This is a genomic window from Streptomyces sp. NPDC015032 (assembly GCF_043080425.1).
GTDB lineage: Bacteria > Actinomycetota > Actinomycetes > Streptomycetales > Streptomycetaceae > Streptomyces.
The window spans coordinates 49,636-65,008 of record NZ_JBIBVN010000033.1 but is presented as its reverse complement, the minus strand read 5'-3'; the positions used below and the strand labels follow the sequence as shown (position 1 = coordinate 65,008).

Annotated in this window: 13 protein-coding genes; 2 read left to right on the top strand and 11 right to left on the bottom strand. The window is 69.4% G+C overall.

What is annotated here, in order from left to right:
* Positions 1-138: 138 nt before the first annotated feature.
* Both ACF08M_RS32270 and ACF08M_RS32265 read right to left on the bottom strand, forming a co-directional pair.
* A complete protein-coding gene (locus ACF08M_RS32270; RefSeq protein ID WP_392188808.1) occupies positions 139-1,620 on the bottom strand; it encodes an NUDIX domain-containing protein in 1,482 nt (493 codons plus the stop codon).
* Between the two features lie 95 nt (positions 1,621-1,715).
* Positions 1,716-3,578, bottom strand: coding sequence for an ABC transporter ATP-binding protein (locus tag ACF08M_RS32265; protein WP_392188825.1), 1,863 nt, complete (start codon positions 3,576-3,578; stop codon positions 1,716-1,718).
* Positions 3,579-4,287: 709 nt separating this feature from the next.
* Between ACF08M_RS32265 and ACF08M_RS32260 the strand changes: the two genes are divergently transcribed.
* A complete protein-coding gene (locus tag ACF08M_RS32260) occupies positions 4,288-4,698 on the top strand; it encodes a GFA family protein (protein WP_392188807.1) in 411 nt (136 codons plus the stop codon).
* Positions 4,699-4,896: 198 nt separating this feature from the next.
* On the opposite strand, the gene ACF08M_RS32255 is transcribed toward ACF08M_RS32260, so the two are convergent.
* The 8 genes from ACF08M_RS32255 to ACF08M_RS32220 form a co-directional block, all read right to left on the bottom strand.
* On the bottom strand, positions 4,897-5,877 hold the full coding sequence (locus tag ACF08M_RS32255) for a DNA-3-methyladenine glycosylase family protein (RefSeq protein ID WP_392188806.1): 981 nt from the start codon (positions 5,875-5,877) through the stop codon (positions 4,897-4,899).
* Position 5,878: 1 nt separating this feature from the next.
* Entirely contained in the window at positions 5,879-6,910 is a 1,032-nt protein-coding gene (locus ACF08M_RS32250) for a helix-turn-helix transcriptional regulator (RefSeq protein WP_392188805.1), read from the bottom strand.
* Complete coding sequence (locus tag ACF08M_RS32245; RefSeq protein ID WP_391788747.1) at positions 6,910-7,653, bottom strand: SDR family NAD(P)-dependent oxidoreductase; 744 nt, start codon at positions 7,651-7,653, stop codon at positions 6,910-6,912. The genes ACF08M_RS32250 and ACF08M_RS32245 overlap by 1 nt, the downstream gene beginning before the upstream one ends.
* Positions 7,650-8,060 (bottom strand): hypothetical protein, encoded by a 411-nt coding sequence (locus ACF08M_RS32240; protein WP_392188804.1) that lies wholly within the window; start codon positions 8,058-8,060, stop codon positions 7,650-7,652. Before ACF08M_RS32240 ends, ACF08M_RS32245 begins: the two co-directional genes overlap by 4 nt.
* A 19-nt stretch (positions 8,061-8,079) precedes the next feature.
* The gene (locus ACF08M_RS32235; protein WP_392188803.1) at positions 8,080-9,084 is read right to left on the bottom strand and encodes an amino acid--tRNA ligase-related protein; all 1,005 of its coding nucleotides are present in this window, start codon (positions 9,082-9,084) and stop codon (positions 8,080-8,082) included.
* Entirely contained in the window at positions 9,081-10,040 is a 960-nt protein-coding gene (locus ACF08M_RS32230) for an LD-carboxypeptidase (protein ID WP_392188802.1), read from the bottom strand. The genes ACF08M_RS32235 and ACF08M_RS32230 overlap by 4 nt, the downstream gene beginning before the upstream one ends.
* An 89-nt stretch (positions 10,041-10,129) precedes the next feature.
* A complete protein-coding gene (locus ACF08M_RS32225) occupies positions 10,130-11,536 on the bottom strand; it encodes a B12-binding domain-containing radical SAM protein (protein WP_391788743.1) in 1,407 nt (468 codons plus the stop codon).
* Positions 11,533-12,564 (bottom strand): radical SAM protein, encoded by a 1,032-nt coding sequence (locus ACF08M_RS32220; protein WP_392188801.1) that lies wholly within the window; start codon positions 12,562-12,564, stop codon positions 11,533-11,535. The genes ACF08M_RS32225 and ACF08M_RS32220 overlap by 4 nt, the downstream gene beginning before the upstream one ends.
* A 928-nt stretch (positions 12,565-13,492) precedes the next feature.
* Between ACF08M_RS32220 and ACF08M_RS32215 the strand changes: the two genes are divergently transcribed.
* Complete coding sequence (locus ACF08M_RS32215) at positions 13,493-14,047, top strand: NUDIX hydrolase (protein ID WP_392188800.1); 555 nt, start codon at positions 13,493-13,495, stop codon at positions 14,045-14,047.
* On the opposite strand, the gene ACF08M_RS32210 is transcribed toward ACF08M_RS32215, so the two are convergent.
* A complete protein-coding gene (locus ACF08M_RS32210) occupies positions 14,031-15,371 on the bottom strand; it encodes a hypothetical protein (protein ID WP_392188799.1) in 1,341 nt (446 codons plus the stop codon). The genes ACF08M_RS32215 and ACF08M_RS32210 overlap by 17 nt on opposite strands.
* Between the last annotated feature and the right edge of the window lie 2 nt (positions 15,372-15,373).

The following is a 15,373-nucleotide window of genomic DNA, read 5'->3' as shown; positions in this document are numbered from 1 at the left end:
CTTCCTGACGCGATGGACAGCAGGGCGCCGGCGCAACGGGCATGACGGTCAGGCAGCGGGCCCGAGATGCCTGCAGCAGGCGGCCCTGCGCGCCGCGCGGAGGGGCGGCGTAGGCGGTGCCGACCACCGTGAAGTCGTTCACCGGGACCATCCCAGCTCGCTGTAGGAGCGGCCGGCTCGGATGCCCTCGATCGCGACGCGGGTGTAGGGGACGATCGGCTCCGGCAGGTCCTTCGCGTCCCACCACTTCCAGGCGAGACACCGGTCGGGTTCGCGTTCCTCGGGGGTGCCTTCCCAGTGGCGGGGGCGGAAGAAGAGCTGGATTCTCGGTCGGGCGCCGGGCCGGTCCACCGTGTGCACCGTGTGGACGAGCTCGAGGTCGGCCGGATCGATGACCAGCCCGGCCTCCTCGAACGCCTCGCGGGCAAGACCGGCGGTCGCCGCCTCCGCCTCCAGGTGTCCGGCGAGGGCGTGCCACGATCCGCCCGCGTACGCCGAGTCCGGATGCCGCAGCCCCAGCAGGACCTTGCCCTCGTGCTCCAGGTGGAGGTGGACGCCGACGACGTGCAGCACGGTCCCCGCCGGGGCCTCGCCGGGCAGAGGACCAGCAACGGCCGGAGGCTCTTCCACGGTGGGATGTTCGGCCGCGTGGCGGCGGATCAGGTCGCCGAGTCCGGGGCTGAGCCGGAGCCGGTCGAGGGTGTCGACGGTGAACCACTTCAGCAGGACACCTTCGCGGAGATCCACCGCTTCGGCATCCCCGCTCCAGCGCCCGGCGTAGACGCTCATGGGCACGGCAAGGCCGTCGACGCTCGTCGCCTCCTGGACGGCGAACGGCACCAGTTCCGTGGGCTTCAGACCCGGTACCTCCTCGGCGAGCTCACGTCGCAGTGTCGCCTTGAGGTTGGCATCGTCCCGCGACCTTTTGCCTCCCACGAGGGCCAGAACCCAGGGCTCCCACATGCCCTCCCGGTCATCGCGCAGATGAAGGAGGTACCGGCCAGCTCCGTCATGGATTAGGGCGTTGGCGCTAACGGGCTCCGGGCGCCCGTCGAGGCCGTCCGCCTTGGCGGCCAGGAGCTTGGCCCGCAGCGATGGGGATCGCACGTCGGCGTACGGGAGCCACTGGGCTCCGGCGACTTCCTCGTCCTGCAGAGCGAGCGCAGGCGGTTGCTCGGCGGTGAGGTAGAACACGAAGCGGACATCGAAGTGCTGGTGAGCGGGTTCGCCCTTGGCCGGGTTGGCGTCAATGTCATGCACGTCCACATCGATCGGCTCGTCGAGGAATTGCGGGGTCAGGCACAGGTCGCCGGGGCGTAGCCCGGCCTCTTCGCACACCTCGCGCACGGCCGCGGCCAGGAGCGTGCGGTCACCCGCCTCAACGTGGCCGCCGGGGACGAGGAGCAGCCCAGTGCCACTGTGGCCGATGTGCAGCACGCGCCGATCACGGTCGATGACGACCGCGCTGCAGGTGATGTGGCCGGGCAGTGTGGCACGACTGCACGGGTCGTCGGCACTGTCCAGGACAGACAGCAACCCGGCCAGGACCTCCCGCTCATCCGGATGCCGGTCCAGATACGCCTCGGCGGTCGTACGAATGTGGGAACGGGTGGGCGGCACGTCATCACCTCGAAAGAGGGTGGGGTGGTTGAAAGAGCGCGGGGTGGAGGGCGAGTTCCCGCCGGCTCGGGCATCTGCAAGGGCACTGGGGCGGCTCATATGTGCGTCCCGTCCTTCTCGCCGTCCGGCTCGGACGAGACCTGATAGGACAGCAACTGCTGGAAAAGTCCGGGCTGCTGGGCGAGCTGCTGGTAGGTGCCCTCCTGAACAACCCTGCCTTCATCGAGCACGACGATCCGGTCGGCCACGGCGACATTGGTGATGCGATGGGTCACCAACAGCACCACCCGGTCCCGGGCCAGGTCCCGCAGCCGCTGGAAGATCCGGAACTCCGCGCGCGGGTCGAGATTCGCGGTCGGCTCATCAAGGACCAGCAGCCCGGCCTCCCGGAAGAACGCCCTTGCCAGGGCGATGCGCTGCCACTGACCGCCGCTTAGCTCCTCCCCGTTGAGCCATTCCCGCGCAAGGAGCGTGTCCAGCCCGGCGCCCAGCTTGTCGACGACCTCATCAGCACCGGACGCCTCGCACGCCTCACGCACTGCCACGTCGCCGCGAGCCGTGGGCTGCCCCAGGGTCACGTTCTCGCGCACGGTCAGCGGCCAGTGGGCGTAGTCCTGCGGTACCAGGGCCACCTGCTCCCACAGCGCCTGGGGGTCGGCGTCGCCGGTAGGTACGCCGTCCCACAGCACCTGCCCGCCGGTAGGCAGGTACAGACCGCTGATCAGCTTCGACAACGTCGACTTGCCCGACCCGTTGAAACCGACCAGGGCGGTAACCTCGCCGCGGCGCAAGGTCAGCGACACGTTGGACAGCGCGTTGCCGTCCTTGCCCGAGTAGCGGTGGGTAACCGACTTGATCACGATCTCCTGCGGCGCCTCCGGACGGTGCGAACCCCGACGCAGACGGAACCCGCCGGCCTTGTCCAGAAATCCGCTCCAGTCATCCATGTACAGGCCCGTGCGCACGGCGCGCGCTCCGACGGATACAAGCCCCCGGACCGATTGCCCGACCGTCTGAAGAGCGAAGACAGCCGTCCCCGCGTGCCCGACACTGATACGGCCGTTGGCCAGCAACCACACAACCGCCGACCACACCACCGCTGACCCCACGCCACCGCACAGCGCACCGACCAAAGACATACGGGCACCCGTGTCGGCCGCGGCCCGGTCCTCGCGATTGATCCGGGCAACCGTCTGCCGGTACCGGCCGGACAGGAACGCGGCCATGGTGCCGGCGCGGATCTGATCGGCCGCCTCCCTCGTGAAAATGTGCCAACGCAGCACCGACAGCATCCGGTTGTCACCGTTGCTGCGGAGATTCGCCAGGTACCGCACCCGGGCGGCACTGACCTGGGCCAGGGCCTGCGGAAGGCTGGCCGCCACCAGGAGCGGGAGGAGAACCCAGTGCACACCGGCCAGCACGACGGCACCGGCGAGGAAACTGGCACTCGACGCGATCAGGTCCTGGCCCTCGTCGATCAGATCCCCGGTGACCTGAGCCCCGCGGTCGGCGGCCTCGCGGTCGCGATTGAAGTCGGGCTCGTCGTAGGCGCACAGCTCCACCCCGGCGCAGCCGGTGAGCAGCATCTGCTCGGCCTCGCGCGACATCAACGGGCCCAGCCGGGAGGACAGCCAGCTGACAGTGATCCCCAGAAGTGCACGCACACCGGAGGCACCCGCCAGCAGGGCCACGGACGGCCACGCCTCCAGAAGCCGGTAGTAGACGTCCCCGCTGCTCAGCAGCGCGGTTAAGGTGCCGGCGATGGCGACCAGGCCCAGGGCCTGCATCACGCCGGCGATGGCCTGGCACAGCAGGAGACCGATGGTCGCCCGCCGGTCGACCTGCCAGGCCAGAGCCAGCGAGCGACGCACCAACTGGGGCAGGCGCCGGGCCATGTCACGCATCCGGATGGAACGCCCGGCCGCTTCACGGCTGCCGGTCAGATCGACGTACCGCATCTGCGGGGCGGAGACATCGGCCGCGGGCTCGGTCTCGGGGGAGGAGCCGCTCGCAGCACCCGTCGGCCGGCCGGGCGTCGTGGCTGCGCCGTTCCTGAAAGGGGTGGTGCGCGGTCCTGGCACCTTGCGGGCTGACGCATCGGGCTCGCTCATGCGTCCCACCCCGTATCCGGGCCTGCTGCGGTACGGATGCTGCCGACGTTGAGCGTGATCGGGCCGGGCCGTTCGATTCCGGGAGGCCGGTTCGTGGGGGCGGGGCTGGGGTGCATGGCGTCCTCCGTCTGGGCGTCGGTGTGGCACTGGTGCACTAAAAAACGTGGCTCACGGCTCGCCGTAACGGGTGACAGCGAGGGGGATTCTGGATTTTTGTGCGAATTCCGCCGTTCATGCCGAGCACACGGGGGCGGGGCATCTGAAACGTCTCCGTTCGATGGATGGTCACCCCTTCGGCCGCATCCGCCGCGGGTTTCCGGCCAACCTGAAACCCTTGCCGACCCGTGCAGCGACTGCGCCATCCAGTGGGCGCCACGCGGCGTCACGGGGGCGGCAATGGCCCGATTCTGTGTGGTCGCACCCCGGCCGCGGAAACGGGCGTGCCAGGCTGCCGACCCCGAGGCACACTCACCCGCCCCGGACACCGCCCGCCGCCCTGCCCGCCCGTGGCGAGCCGACACGCACAACGACCCCGCCGCAACAGCAAGGAGCCCCCATGCCGAACGACGACACACCCACCCAAGAGGTCTCCACCGGCGGATGCCTGTGCGGAAACATCCGCTTCGAAGCGACCGGAGAGCCCTACGACCCCCACGTATGCGCCTGCCCCCACTGCGCCCGCCTGTCCGGCGGACCGCTCATGACATGGGTCGGATTCCGCCGCAACGCCTTCAGCTGGACCGGGCCCGGGACACCCCGCTCGTACCGGCCCTGGCCCACGATGGAGCGCTGGTCCTGTCCCGTGTGCAGCACGCCGCTCGGCGCGGCGGCCGACGGTGAGGAGTACCTCGGCATCTGTGTCCCGGCCTTGGACAACGGTTCCGAGATCACCCCTATCGGTCACAGCTTCCGCCACAACACCCCCGCGTGGCTTCCACCCATCCCCTCCACCCAGCCGCCGTCCTGAACCTCCGCACTGTGAGGGCCTCTGCGGGCGCCCTTCCACGGAAGGGCAGGGCACCAGGCTGTCCTTTCCCAGGAGGGCAGGCGGCATTAGGGGCGGCTGGCTGGGGCTGAAGTGGAGCCAACGGTCTGCTGTAGGCCGGGTGCGCCGTCCGCACCGTCCGTGTGCCGGCGGACGCTGTGGCCCGGTCTTGTTGCTGGCTCATGTGGCGGCGAGTTCGAGGGAGTTGTTCCAGGCGGTGATGCCGTCCGGGGCAAGGAGGGGGGCGACAGGGGCGGCCGCGTATTCGTGCTCGACGAGGTAGAGGCTGGCGGTGCCCGCGTGGCCGGGGAACAGCTTGTTCAGGCGGCGGGTGACAGCTTCTGGTGCGGCGTCGTCGACGCCGAGAAGCCCGCGGGCGAGGATCTTGCGGTTCCATACGTCCAGGCCGAAGACTGCGGGGTCGCGGGAGGCATGGGAGGCCATGATTGCCGCCGTGTACGGGCCCACGCCGTGGATCTGCTGGAAGGTCAGGACGAGATCGTCCGCGGCCTGGAGGTCTTCGGCGGTGTGGTCGCGGAAGAATGCGGCGAAGTGGGGGAGGGTCTTGGCGCGGTAGCCGAGGCGGTCCTGCTCCTTGAGAGTCTCGGGAGTGACGTGTGCAAGCTCGGCGGGGGTGAACCAGGCTCTCAGCGTGATGTCGTCGAAGCGCACGAGATGCCCGTGGTGGGTCAGCAGGTTGCGGGTCATCTGCGTGGTCCGGGCGATGGTGACGTTCTGCAGCAACAGCGCTACCACGGCGATCTCGAAGTGGTCCTCGGGGCAGCTCTGCCGCATGCCGGACAGTGCCTCCAGCGGCTCCCGCATGGACGGAACCGCTGCGGCCAGAGCGGTGAACTGGCTGAGGTCCTCGTCCAGGCCGTAGGAGGTAGTCAGGCGGCGCACCAGGTGATCACGGTGGCCGGGCTTGTAGTCGCCGTCGGTGTAAATGTCGGCGATGACGAGCCGGTCCTGCGCGTGCATGCGCACACCGGTGACGAGGGCGCCGACCCGGAAGGTGCGCCAGCTCGTGGAGGCGGTGTGTGCTTCGAGTCCTGTGGCGTAGTGGGAGGGCTTCCATACCGTGTGCTGGAAGTCGAAGGGCCCGTCCCCGGTGACGGGCAGTTCGATGGTGTCGGCGTGGTCGAGGTGCCGGAGGTTCAAGTCATGCTCCTGGGTGGCGGCCGTGGGTGGATCTCAGGCGGGAGTCGTCGTCCGCCAGGTTGTCCGGCGGCGACGGGCCCGGGGGCACAGCGGTGTCGTAGACGGCCAGGGCGCGGCGCAGCTGGTCGGTAATCGCCGTGCGCAGTTCGTCGGGCTCGGCAACGATGACGGCGGGGCCGTAGCTGGAGACCAGAGGGATCAGCCACTCCCAGCGGTCGACGAACAGCACGATTGTCAGGGAGCCGTCGTCGTGTTCGTGAACCTGGGAGGTGGATTTCAGGCTGAGGCGCAGCATCTCGTCGCGCGCGCCAGCCGTGACGTTCAGTGTGACGCGGACTTCGCCCTTGCCGTAGTCCTCCATGGCCTTGGTCCACCAGTCGCGGACGGAGAAGGAGTCGGGGTAAGCGAAGGTGAGGTCGGTGGGCGTCAGCCGGTCGACGAGGTTGAGCCGGAAGCGGGAGGGGCTGCCGGTGGCCCGGGCGGCAACCATGTGCCACTCGCCGGCCTTCCACACCACGCCGTAGGGCTTGAGGAGCGTGGTCTCTTGGCTGCCGGTCTTGGTGCGCCAGGTGGCTTCGACGGCTGTGGCCGCGAGCATGGCGGTGCGCAGGACGGGCAGGTGGCCGGAGCCTTCGTCGCGCCAGTACCAGTCGGCGGTGTCGAAGTGGATGCGCTGGGCCAGGCGGCGGATGACCTCTTGGACGGTGTCGCTGATTCCGGCCGCACGGGCGCTGCCCTCGGTGGTGGTGTCTGTGCTGGGTGGGTCGATGAATCCCAGGACGTACAGCCGCAGGGCGTGGTCGGAGTCGATGGTGAGGGGGTCGAGGGCGGTCTCGGGCGAGAGGCGGTAGCCGCCGACCTTGCCGGGCTGGGCCTGGATGGGAATGCCGTGAGCGGTGAGGGTGGCGATGTCGCGGTAGATGGTGCGTTCGGTGACGCCGAAGCGGTCGGCCAGCTCGCTGGCCGGCACGTTGGTGCGGCTGCGAAGCATGTGCACGATGCCCAGCTGCCGGGCACGGACGGCGTCGACCATCAGACCGCTGCCCCCAGGGGATAGATCTGGCCGGTGGCGTAGGACCACTGATCGGCGGTGGCCAGGTCGATGCAGGTGGCGGCGACTTCGTCCAGGGACAGAGGGCGCCCCCACGGCAGTTGCGTGTAGTAGGCGTCGGGGTCGGTGACGCCCTTGAGGGTCATGACGTGCCGGGCAAGGGGGGAGTCGATGAGCGAGGGTGCGAGAAGGTTGACCCGCACGCCGTTGTCCAGCTCCTCCTTGGCGAGGGTGATGACGAGTGAGGCGAGGGCTGCCTTCGCCGCGGTGTAGGGGCCGTTGCCGGGGCGGGCTGCCTGTCCGGCGTCGGAGCCGGCCGCGAGGACGGAGGTGCCGTCGCGTCGGGCCCGTTCGGCGACGGCATGCCAGGTGCGGACGAAACTGACGACGTTGGCCTGGTGGACCGACTCGAACTCGCTGATTCCGGTGTCGGTGACGGTCTTCTTGGTTGACGGCGCCCCGATGCAGGCGAACACCGCGCGCAGCCGGCCCGTACAGGCGTCAACAGCTCCCCCCAGGTCGGTGGTCGAGCGGTTCTCGGCGGCGTCGAAGCGTACCCAGCTGATGTCGCCGTTGCGGTCGTGGTCGGCGGGTGGACGGGTGCGGTAGGTGGCCACGACCTGCCAGCCCTCGCTGACCAGTCGGTTGCGGATCGCGGTGCCGAGGGCCCCGCTGGCGCCGGTCACGACGGCCAGCGGGGCGGAACCGGACGGGGGAGCGGTCATCGGGCGTCGGCCTCTGGCTGGGCCGGGGCGTCGGGATGGTCGGTGTCCCACATCTCAGCGAAGCGCATCTGCTCGTTGGGGATGCCGAACAGGGCGCCGACGGACCGGGCGTGGGCGATGACGTCCTTGTCGCCGCGGGGGATGTCGACCACGGTGTGCGGGAAGGCCACGAGCATCCGCTTCTCGTCGATCAGGTGGGCGTAGTACAGCCGGGGCTTCAGCACGGCGGACAGAGCCAGCGCCGCGGCGGGCGCCTGGCCGGCCGGCACGGTCAGCTCGGTGATCTCGATGGGGGTGCGCTCGTCGAGCAGATGCGGGTAGCGGCGGTCCTCCATCCCGGAGAGGACTGCGGGGAGGTCACCGCCGGTGAGGCTTTCGGTGATGACGACGGCGCGCATGCTGGTCACGCGGAAGGGGTCCTCTCGGTCAGTGGTAGGGGAAGGTCAGGGCTTCGAACACGGTGCGGCCGGTGCACAGCGCCAGCAGCCGTTCGACGCCCAGGCCGAACGTGAACACGTCGGCGGGGTCACAGTCGATGTCGGTGAAGAAGTCGACGGGCCCGCGGTCGGCCGGGATGCCGTGCAGCTGCGTGCGCAGGGAGATGTTCGCCTCAACCATCGGCCGGTAGTCGGCGGCGGTGCGCAGTTTCACGCCGCCGTCGCAGATCTCGATGCCGCCCGCTATCAGGGAGAACCGCTGCGCCCGGCCGGTCATGTCGTCCACGCGGGAGTTGTGCCGCAGCTCCCACGGGAACCCGTGCAGAACGGTGGGGTGAGTGACCGGCTTCTCCACGGCGTGCTTGACGAAGTCCTCCATCACCGCCCAATCGGTGCCGCCCGCCGCCAGGTCGCGGTCCTTGAGCCAGCCGCGCGCGGCTGCGACCAGGTCCGCGCCGACGGGGGCCTTGGGGACGGCGAGAGCCTCGGCGATCGCATCGTCCACGGGCCGCGTGCGGATGGTCGTGAAGTCGGCACCGGGAGTGGCCAGGGTGGCGAACGCAGCCTGGACCGTGCTCTGAACCAGGTCGGTGACCAGGCCGATGCCGTCCTCGAGCCCGATGTCGCGGGCGGCTGTCTGCAGCATGGTGAACTCGATCGCGTGGCTGTCGTCAGCCTGCTCGGCCCGGATCGCCTTGGACAGGTCGAAGACACGGTCGATGCTGACGACCACGCGCCGAAGGTGCTCCTCGGCGGAGTGCTTGAGGTGGAAAGACTGTCCGGTCAGCGGGTGACGGGTGGCGAACTGGGGAATCGGGGCGCTCTCGCGGTCCTGGCACAGCACGGGGGTGGCGACCTCCGTGTAGCCGGCCTCGTGCAGCCAACCGCGCATCGCGCGTACCAAGTCTGCCTTGGTCAGCAGCAGGTTCCGCTCGGCGGGATTCCACTTGAGCAACGTGCCGTACAGACGCCGGTCCTCCGGTGTGACAGTCACTGCTGTTCCCCTTCGGCGACGGTTGCGGTCCAGGGAGAGGTGATCGTGAGGCCGTGCTCGGCGGTGGAGTCAAGCAGGACCTCCGCACCGATGGGCAGCGTGTGCTTAAGGGGGGTGTGCCCGAAGGGCAGGCCGAAGGCAATGGGAAAGCCGTACTCGGCGCACAGGTCCATGACCATCTCCTGCGCACCCATTTCGCCGGAGGGCTCGCAGCCGAGCAGTTCACCGACGACCATGCCGGAGATCTGGTCGAGGACGCCGCGGTCCCGGAAGTGGGTGAGGGTCTGGTCCAGCTGCTCGACCGGCTTGAACGCGTCCTCCCACGCGAGGACAGCGCCCCTCCAGTCCGGCTCCCACACGGTGCCGAGCAGGCAGCGCAGCGAGGACAGGCACCCGGCGACCAGGTGGCCCTGTGCCGTACCGGGGCGGGCCCACCCGAGCGGAGCACCGACCCGGGCGGAGTGGGCCTCCCCGGCGAGGACGGCGGCGAAGTGGTCGATGGTGGCGGCGGGGGCGTCGGCCGAGCCGAAGTCCCACAGGACAGCGGGCCCGTGGAAGGTCGGCATGCCGGTGCGGGCGGTGATCGCGTTCAGCAGCACGGTCGGGTCGCTCACCCCGACGATCGGCTTCGGGTGAGCGGCGATCAGCGCGTAGTCGATCCCGCGCAGGAGCCGGTTGGCGTTCTTGCCGCCCCCGGCACACACCACGGCTGCGATTTCGGGGTCGGCGATGAAGGTGTGGAAGTCTTCCAGGAGAGCGGTCTCGCTGCCGGCCCGGTAGCCATGCTCGCCCAGGGCGTGGGCGGCGGTGACCGGCTCGAACCCGCGGCTGCGCAAGACATCCACCCCATGGTCGAACTGGTCGAGGTTTCGGGCCGGTTCGGGCGCGGACACCGTGACGATGCCGATGCGGCCGCCCTTGGCGAGCGGTGCGGGCAGAACACGTGCGGTACTCAACGAGGTCTCCTTTGACTGGGGCCGGCCGCCGCGCGCCGGGACTTCCCGTCTGGTGATGTTCCCGGCGCACAGCGTGACGTTAGAGGGTGTCAGCGAGCGGGGGCCAGCCGCATCTGGGTCGCTTCTCGGGCCCGGGCGGCGGTGGCGTCACTCGTCCAGGGCGTCAGGGAGGTGTAGTAGTCGAAGCTCGACCAGTCCTCCAGAGAGGCGGGCGGGGTGAACCCGGCCGCCAGGGCCTTCTCCCACAGCGGGGTGCCCGGGTACGGGGCGAACAGATGAACGCGGGTCTCCGGTGTGGGGGTCAACTCCCGCAGCTCGGCGATGAGCGAGTAGGTGTCCTCCTGCTCGGCCTCGCTCTCGCCGGGGAATCCGACGATGAAGGTGTAGGAGCCCAGGATTCCGTGGGCTGCGATGTCGGCGGCGACGTCGAGAATCTGCGCCCGGGTGACCTCCTTACGTACGACGTCGGACAGCACCCGGTCGTTGCCGGACTCCACGCCCATCAGCAGACGGGAGCAGCCGCTCTCGGCGATCCGTTCCAGCAGCGGAAGTTTCGCGCGCCGGGCCTTGAGGATGTCGTTGGGGTTGATGCTCGCCGCCCACCGGAGATCCAGTTGGCGCTCAATGAGGCCGTCGCAGAACCCGATCGAGCGGCGCAAGTTCACGAACCAGTCGGCGTCGTAGAACTTCACCCCGTTGATGCCGTACCGGGCCTTGAGGTCAGTGACGTCGTCCAGGAGATCGGCGGCGGCCATCGCGGAGTACTTGCGCTGGTAGGTGAGTTCGAAGCAGAACTCGCACTTGTAGACGCAGCCCTGGCTGGAGACGTAATTCAGCGTGCGGGACGCCACCGTGGGATCGTCGCGGATGTACTGCGCGACGTCCAGCAGGGCCCACGGGTACGCGCCCAGATTCCCGGTCCGCGGCGGGTTAACCCTGCCGGTCAGCACATGTCCGCAGCTGTCCATCCGCAGACCAGGGACCAGACGCCGGGGCACCCGGCCCAGCAGGGACTTCACGAAGTCGAGCATCGAGTTCTGCCCCGGCCCCTGCAGCACCGCGTCCACGAGCGGGTGCGCCGCGGTCTGCTCCGGCTGCACGTTGACGTGCGGACCGCCGAAGACGACCGGCGGGCAGAAGCTGCGCTGCTTCGCGGTCCGCACCATCTCCAGCGCGTGCCCGATCTGCCCGCCGCCGGTCATGATGCTCACGCCGATGCACACCGTCCGCTCGATGTGCTCGTCCAGCAGCCGGTCCCAGGCCGCGGCGTCCTGCTGGTTGCCGTCGAACAGCACCACGTTCACCAGACCGCTCTCCATGAGCGGCTTCGCGATCGTCAGCAACGAGAACGGCATCCAGAAGTAGACGTAGTCCTTCTCATGGTCGATCTTCGGATAGACCATGATGACCGTCGGCAGGCCCGAGCGGGGCTCGGGGACCGACGCGGACTGAGCTGTCGTGAGACCGCCGGGAAGCCCCATGAACACGCCGCTCACCGGTGTGCCTCCAGTAGTTCTTGGGGAGTGGCGTCGCCGGGCCGGAAGTAGGCATCGGCGTACATCTCGAACGCTGCCTCCACCTGGGCGGCCAATCCGTCCTGGTCTCCCTTCTCCAGCAGCGGGGCAAGCTCGACGGTGACGTCCTCCCGCAGGAGGCAGAACTGAAGCCGGGCGTCCGCAGTCAGACGCAGCGCCATCAGCGCGTCGTGGCAGGGGAAGAGCGGACAGCCCCGGCATACGGATCCGTACCAGGCGCCCGCAGTGGAGTCCTTGAGAACCACCTTGGTGCCCGAAGGCATGGTGAGCACCGTCATCGGGTGGCCGAGGCCACCCTGCTGCACCGTCTGCTCGTCGATCGCCCGGCCCCGCAGGTCGCCCGCCAGGTCCTCCATGGACACGTACAGATCGGGCAGCTGCCGCTTGCGCTTGATCTCCAGGCGCCGGGCGAAGCTCTCGCTGCCCTCGCCGAGGTCCTTGATGATGTCCAGAAGCTTGACGCTGTCGACTCCGGCGTCCTCGCACCACGCGATCAGCGGTTCGATCTCCGGGGTGTTGATCCCTGCCATCGCCACGACGTTGACCTTCACCGGGACACCGGTGGCCACGCACGCCTTGATCGCGGCTAAGACTTCGGCGTGGTCGTTCACGCCGCAGATCTCGTGGTGCAGGCCTGCGTCCAGGGTGTCCAGGGAGACGTTGAACAGGGTCACGCCGGCTTCGGCGAGCGCGGGCGCGAGATCACCGATCCTCGGATGCCGAGAGATCACCTCGACCTCGCTCATGCCGACGTCGTGGCGCAGCCGGTGCACGACCTCCACGAGCGGCTCGTACAGGGCGGGATCCCCGCCGGTCAGCTTGATGCTGTCGACGCCCTGGGCCCGTACGGCCGCCGCGACGGCAACCAGCTGATCGGGCACCAGGTCGGTGCCGGACTCGGTAGCCACGGCCTCCCCCGATGGCCGGCAGTAGTAGCAGCTCCTCTTGCAGCGGGAGTTCACCGTCACCCGGACCTGCGGTTTCCGCATGTCACCCCTCCCTCGCACATCGCTGACATTCACACTCACAGCCTTCCGGTCCCCTTCCCTGGCCAGCAACAACATTGGACAGAACCGATGTCAGGGTTTGCTGCCTGGGCGATCCCGAACCCTGACACCGGCACTTGGTCGCAACGGACAGTCCACCCGCCCTGGGCGTGGCGCCGCTACAGCGTTCATGTGGCGATGTGCGCGCCACAGCTGGCGGGCTCGGTCGACTCACCTTTCGGCGGGAACCAGCTCCCTCCGCCGTACGCGTGGGCCCCGTACAGCCCGCCTCCGTCGATACGCCCTGGCGCGGGGCCTCGGAGCCGACGCCAGCGCCGCGCTCGCCGCTGGTGACGAGCGGACGCGATCGTCTACGCCGTCACCCGGCCGGGTGGCGTAGCCGTGAACGACCTGGTCGTACGCGCCATGCGGTAGCCCCAAAGCCGTCGGTGTGGCGCGTGTATCGCCACACTTGCCTGGCTGGTGGCGCAACGCCCGGGGGTGGTCCACTGGTCGCTCGGGCACCACGGGGCGCCCACGTCGATTCTGGCTGGTCCCTACATGCGCGTCTGGCGCAGGCGGACCGACACGGGGGAGGGCAGGTTCACCGCGGGCGACCTCCAGCCGGGCCTCATCACCATTGAGCGCCCGGGTTTTCGTGCTGCACCCGCGGTCCTTGCGCCAAGGCGCGGCCCAACGCCGCGGTAGACGTGCTGCCGGCCGCCGACGAATGGCCCCAAGACACCCGAGTAAGGCAAGCCCGAGCATGCCCGCGGGCAGCGGCCGGTGTCGCAGGGAATCTTCACCAACTGATCGGTCTCTTTCCGGTGTTGCGCGCACGGCGCAACACCCGGACGTAGTCGATGCCTGCGTGCGCAACGGTAACCAACCAGCCCCTTGGCAACACTAAGAGTTAGATAGGGTACGAAGCGTGACTGAAGAACGTGATCCGTTGGTGTGGGCGCTGAAGAGTGAGCGTCCGGAGCCCGCTGGCTACTTAAAGGTGCGCTGCCGGACCTACGTGCAGCCCAACGGCAGAGAGTCGGACTGGGACATCTTGCAGGGCTCCCGGACGGTGGCCCTGGTGGCGTTCACGGAAGACGACCGAGGCATCCTCGTCCGTCAGTACCGTCCCGGTCCGGGCAAGGTCCTGGCCGAGCTTCCTGGTGGCCTCGTCGGGCCCGAGGAGGACGTAGTGAACGCCGCGCTCCGTGAACTCCTTGAAGAGACCGGATACCAGGCGGGAACGGCCGAGGTCGTCATGCGGACCTACCTGGCGTCTTACGCCACGCACGTCCGTTACGCGGTGCTGGCCCGGGATTGCCGCAAGGTTGCCGAACCGACCCCGGATCCGGAGGAGTTCGTCGAGCCGGTCACCCTTCCGCAGGACGAATATGTGGCCCACCTCCTGGCCGGTGAATACACCGATGCGGACATGGGCCTTGCTGGGCTCGTGGCGGCGGGCCTGCTCAAGCAGGCAGGTTGAACGCCGGGCCGCCCAGAGCGCCGGTGAGACGTTCGACCACGGGGGCTGGCGCCTCGATGTAGAGGCGGGTGGCAGGTTCGGTTCTAGAGGCGCGCACGGCGATCCGGCCGTGCGCGCCGTCGTCGTAGACGACCGGGTCGCCGGAGTGGTCGGCTCTCCAGCCCGGCAGGAGCCCCGGTAGTTGGTGCAGTACGGCTGTCAGCGGCTGGGGCACGGTGTGGACGAGCTGGGTGTGCGGGTGCAGCCGGCGCAGCTCGGCGATCGCTTCGTCGAGACTGTCCAGGGTGGGGAACGTGTGCAACACGGCGGTCAGGGCAGCGAGGCTGTCCCGTTCGAAGTAGCCGTTGTTGTCGGCTGCGTGGGCGAGAGCGCCGTTGGGTTCCAGGCCGAGTGTCGGGGTCGGGTTGTTCTGCCAGGCGGTGACGATGTGCTTGAAGCCGACTGGGGTTTCGGTGACGCGCAGCCCGGGCTGTGCGCGCTTGGCGGCCCGCACCGCCATCCGGGGCGCTACCGCTGTGGTGATCAGCCGGTCTACTGGTAGGCCTGCGTACATCAGTGCGGCGGCTTGCTCGGGGCTGCCGATGTAGCCCGAGCGCCGGGTGAAGAGCACGAGCCGGTCGCCGTCGCCGTCCGTCATTGCCAGGAGCGTCGGGCCGGGCGTCTGTTCCAGGATCGCGCGCGCGGTCTGTTCGGCCTGGGTTCGGGGGACGGGGTCGGGCGTGTGGCCGGCGAAGAACGGCAGCGGGCGGGCCCGGCAGATCTTTACTGCGCCCAGGTGCCCGTCAAGTGCTCCGACGGCGCCGTGCACGGCGTCCAGGAGCACGCCAGCGTCGAAGTGCTCGGCGGCCTGATCGAGGGCAGCGCCGGTGGATGCGGAGTACGGGGCGAGGACATCGACGGCCGGGTGCGCGTGCCGGGCCAGTCGCCCCGGGTCGAGCATTGCGCCGGGCGGGGGCTGCGGCCACACGATGCCGTGACCGGCGCTGTCCCGGATTTTCATGCCGGTGTAGCCGGGAGGGTTGTGGCTGGCGGTGATGATGACGGCCGCGCTCAGGCCGGTGTCCTGGTGAACCAGAACTCCGCAGGCGGGGGTGGGCGCCGGTCCGGTGGCGAGGTGCGCGGTGATGCCGTGTTCGGCCAGGAGGTCAGCGGCGAGCTGCGCGAGTTCAGGGGCTCCCGCGCGCCCGTCGTAGCCGACCAGGACGTCTTCGCCCAGGACGTCCTGGGCGGCGCAGTGGTTGAGGACGGCCAGCAGCTGCGGCTCGGCGAAGTCGGGGCCGGGCAGGCCGCGCCAGCCGTCGGTGGTGGTGGGTGTGGAGCGCATGC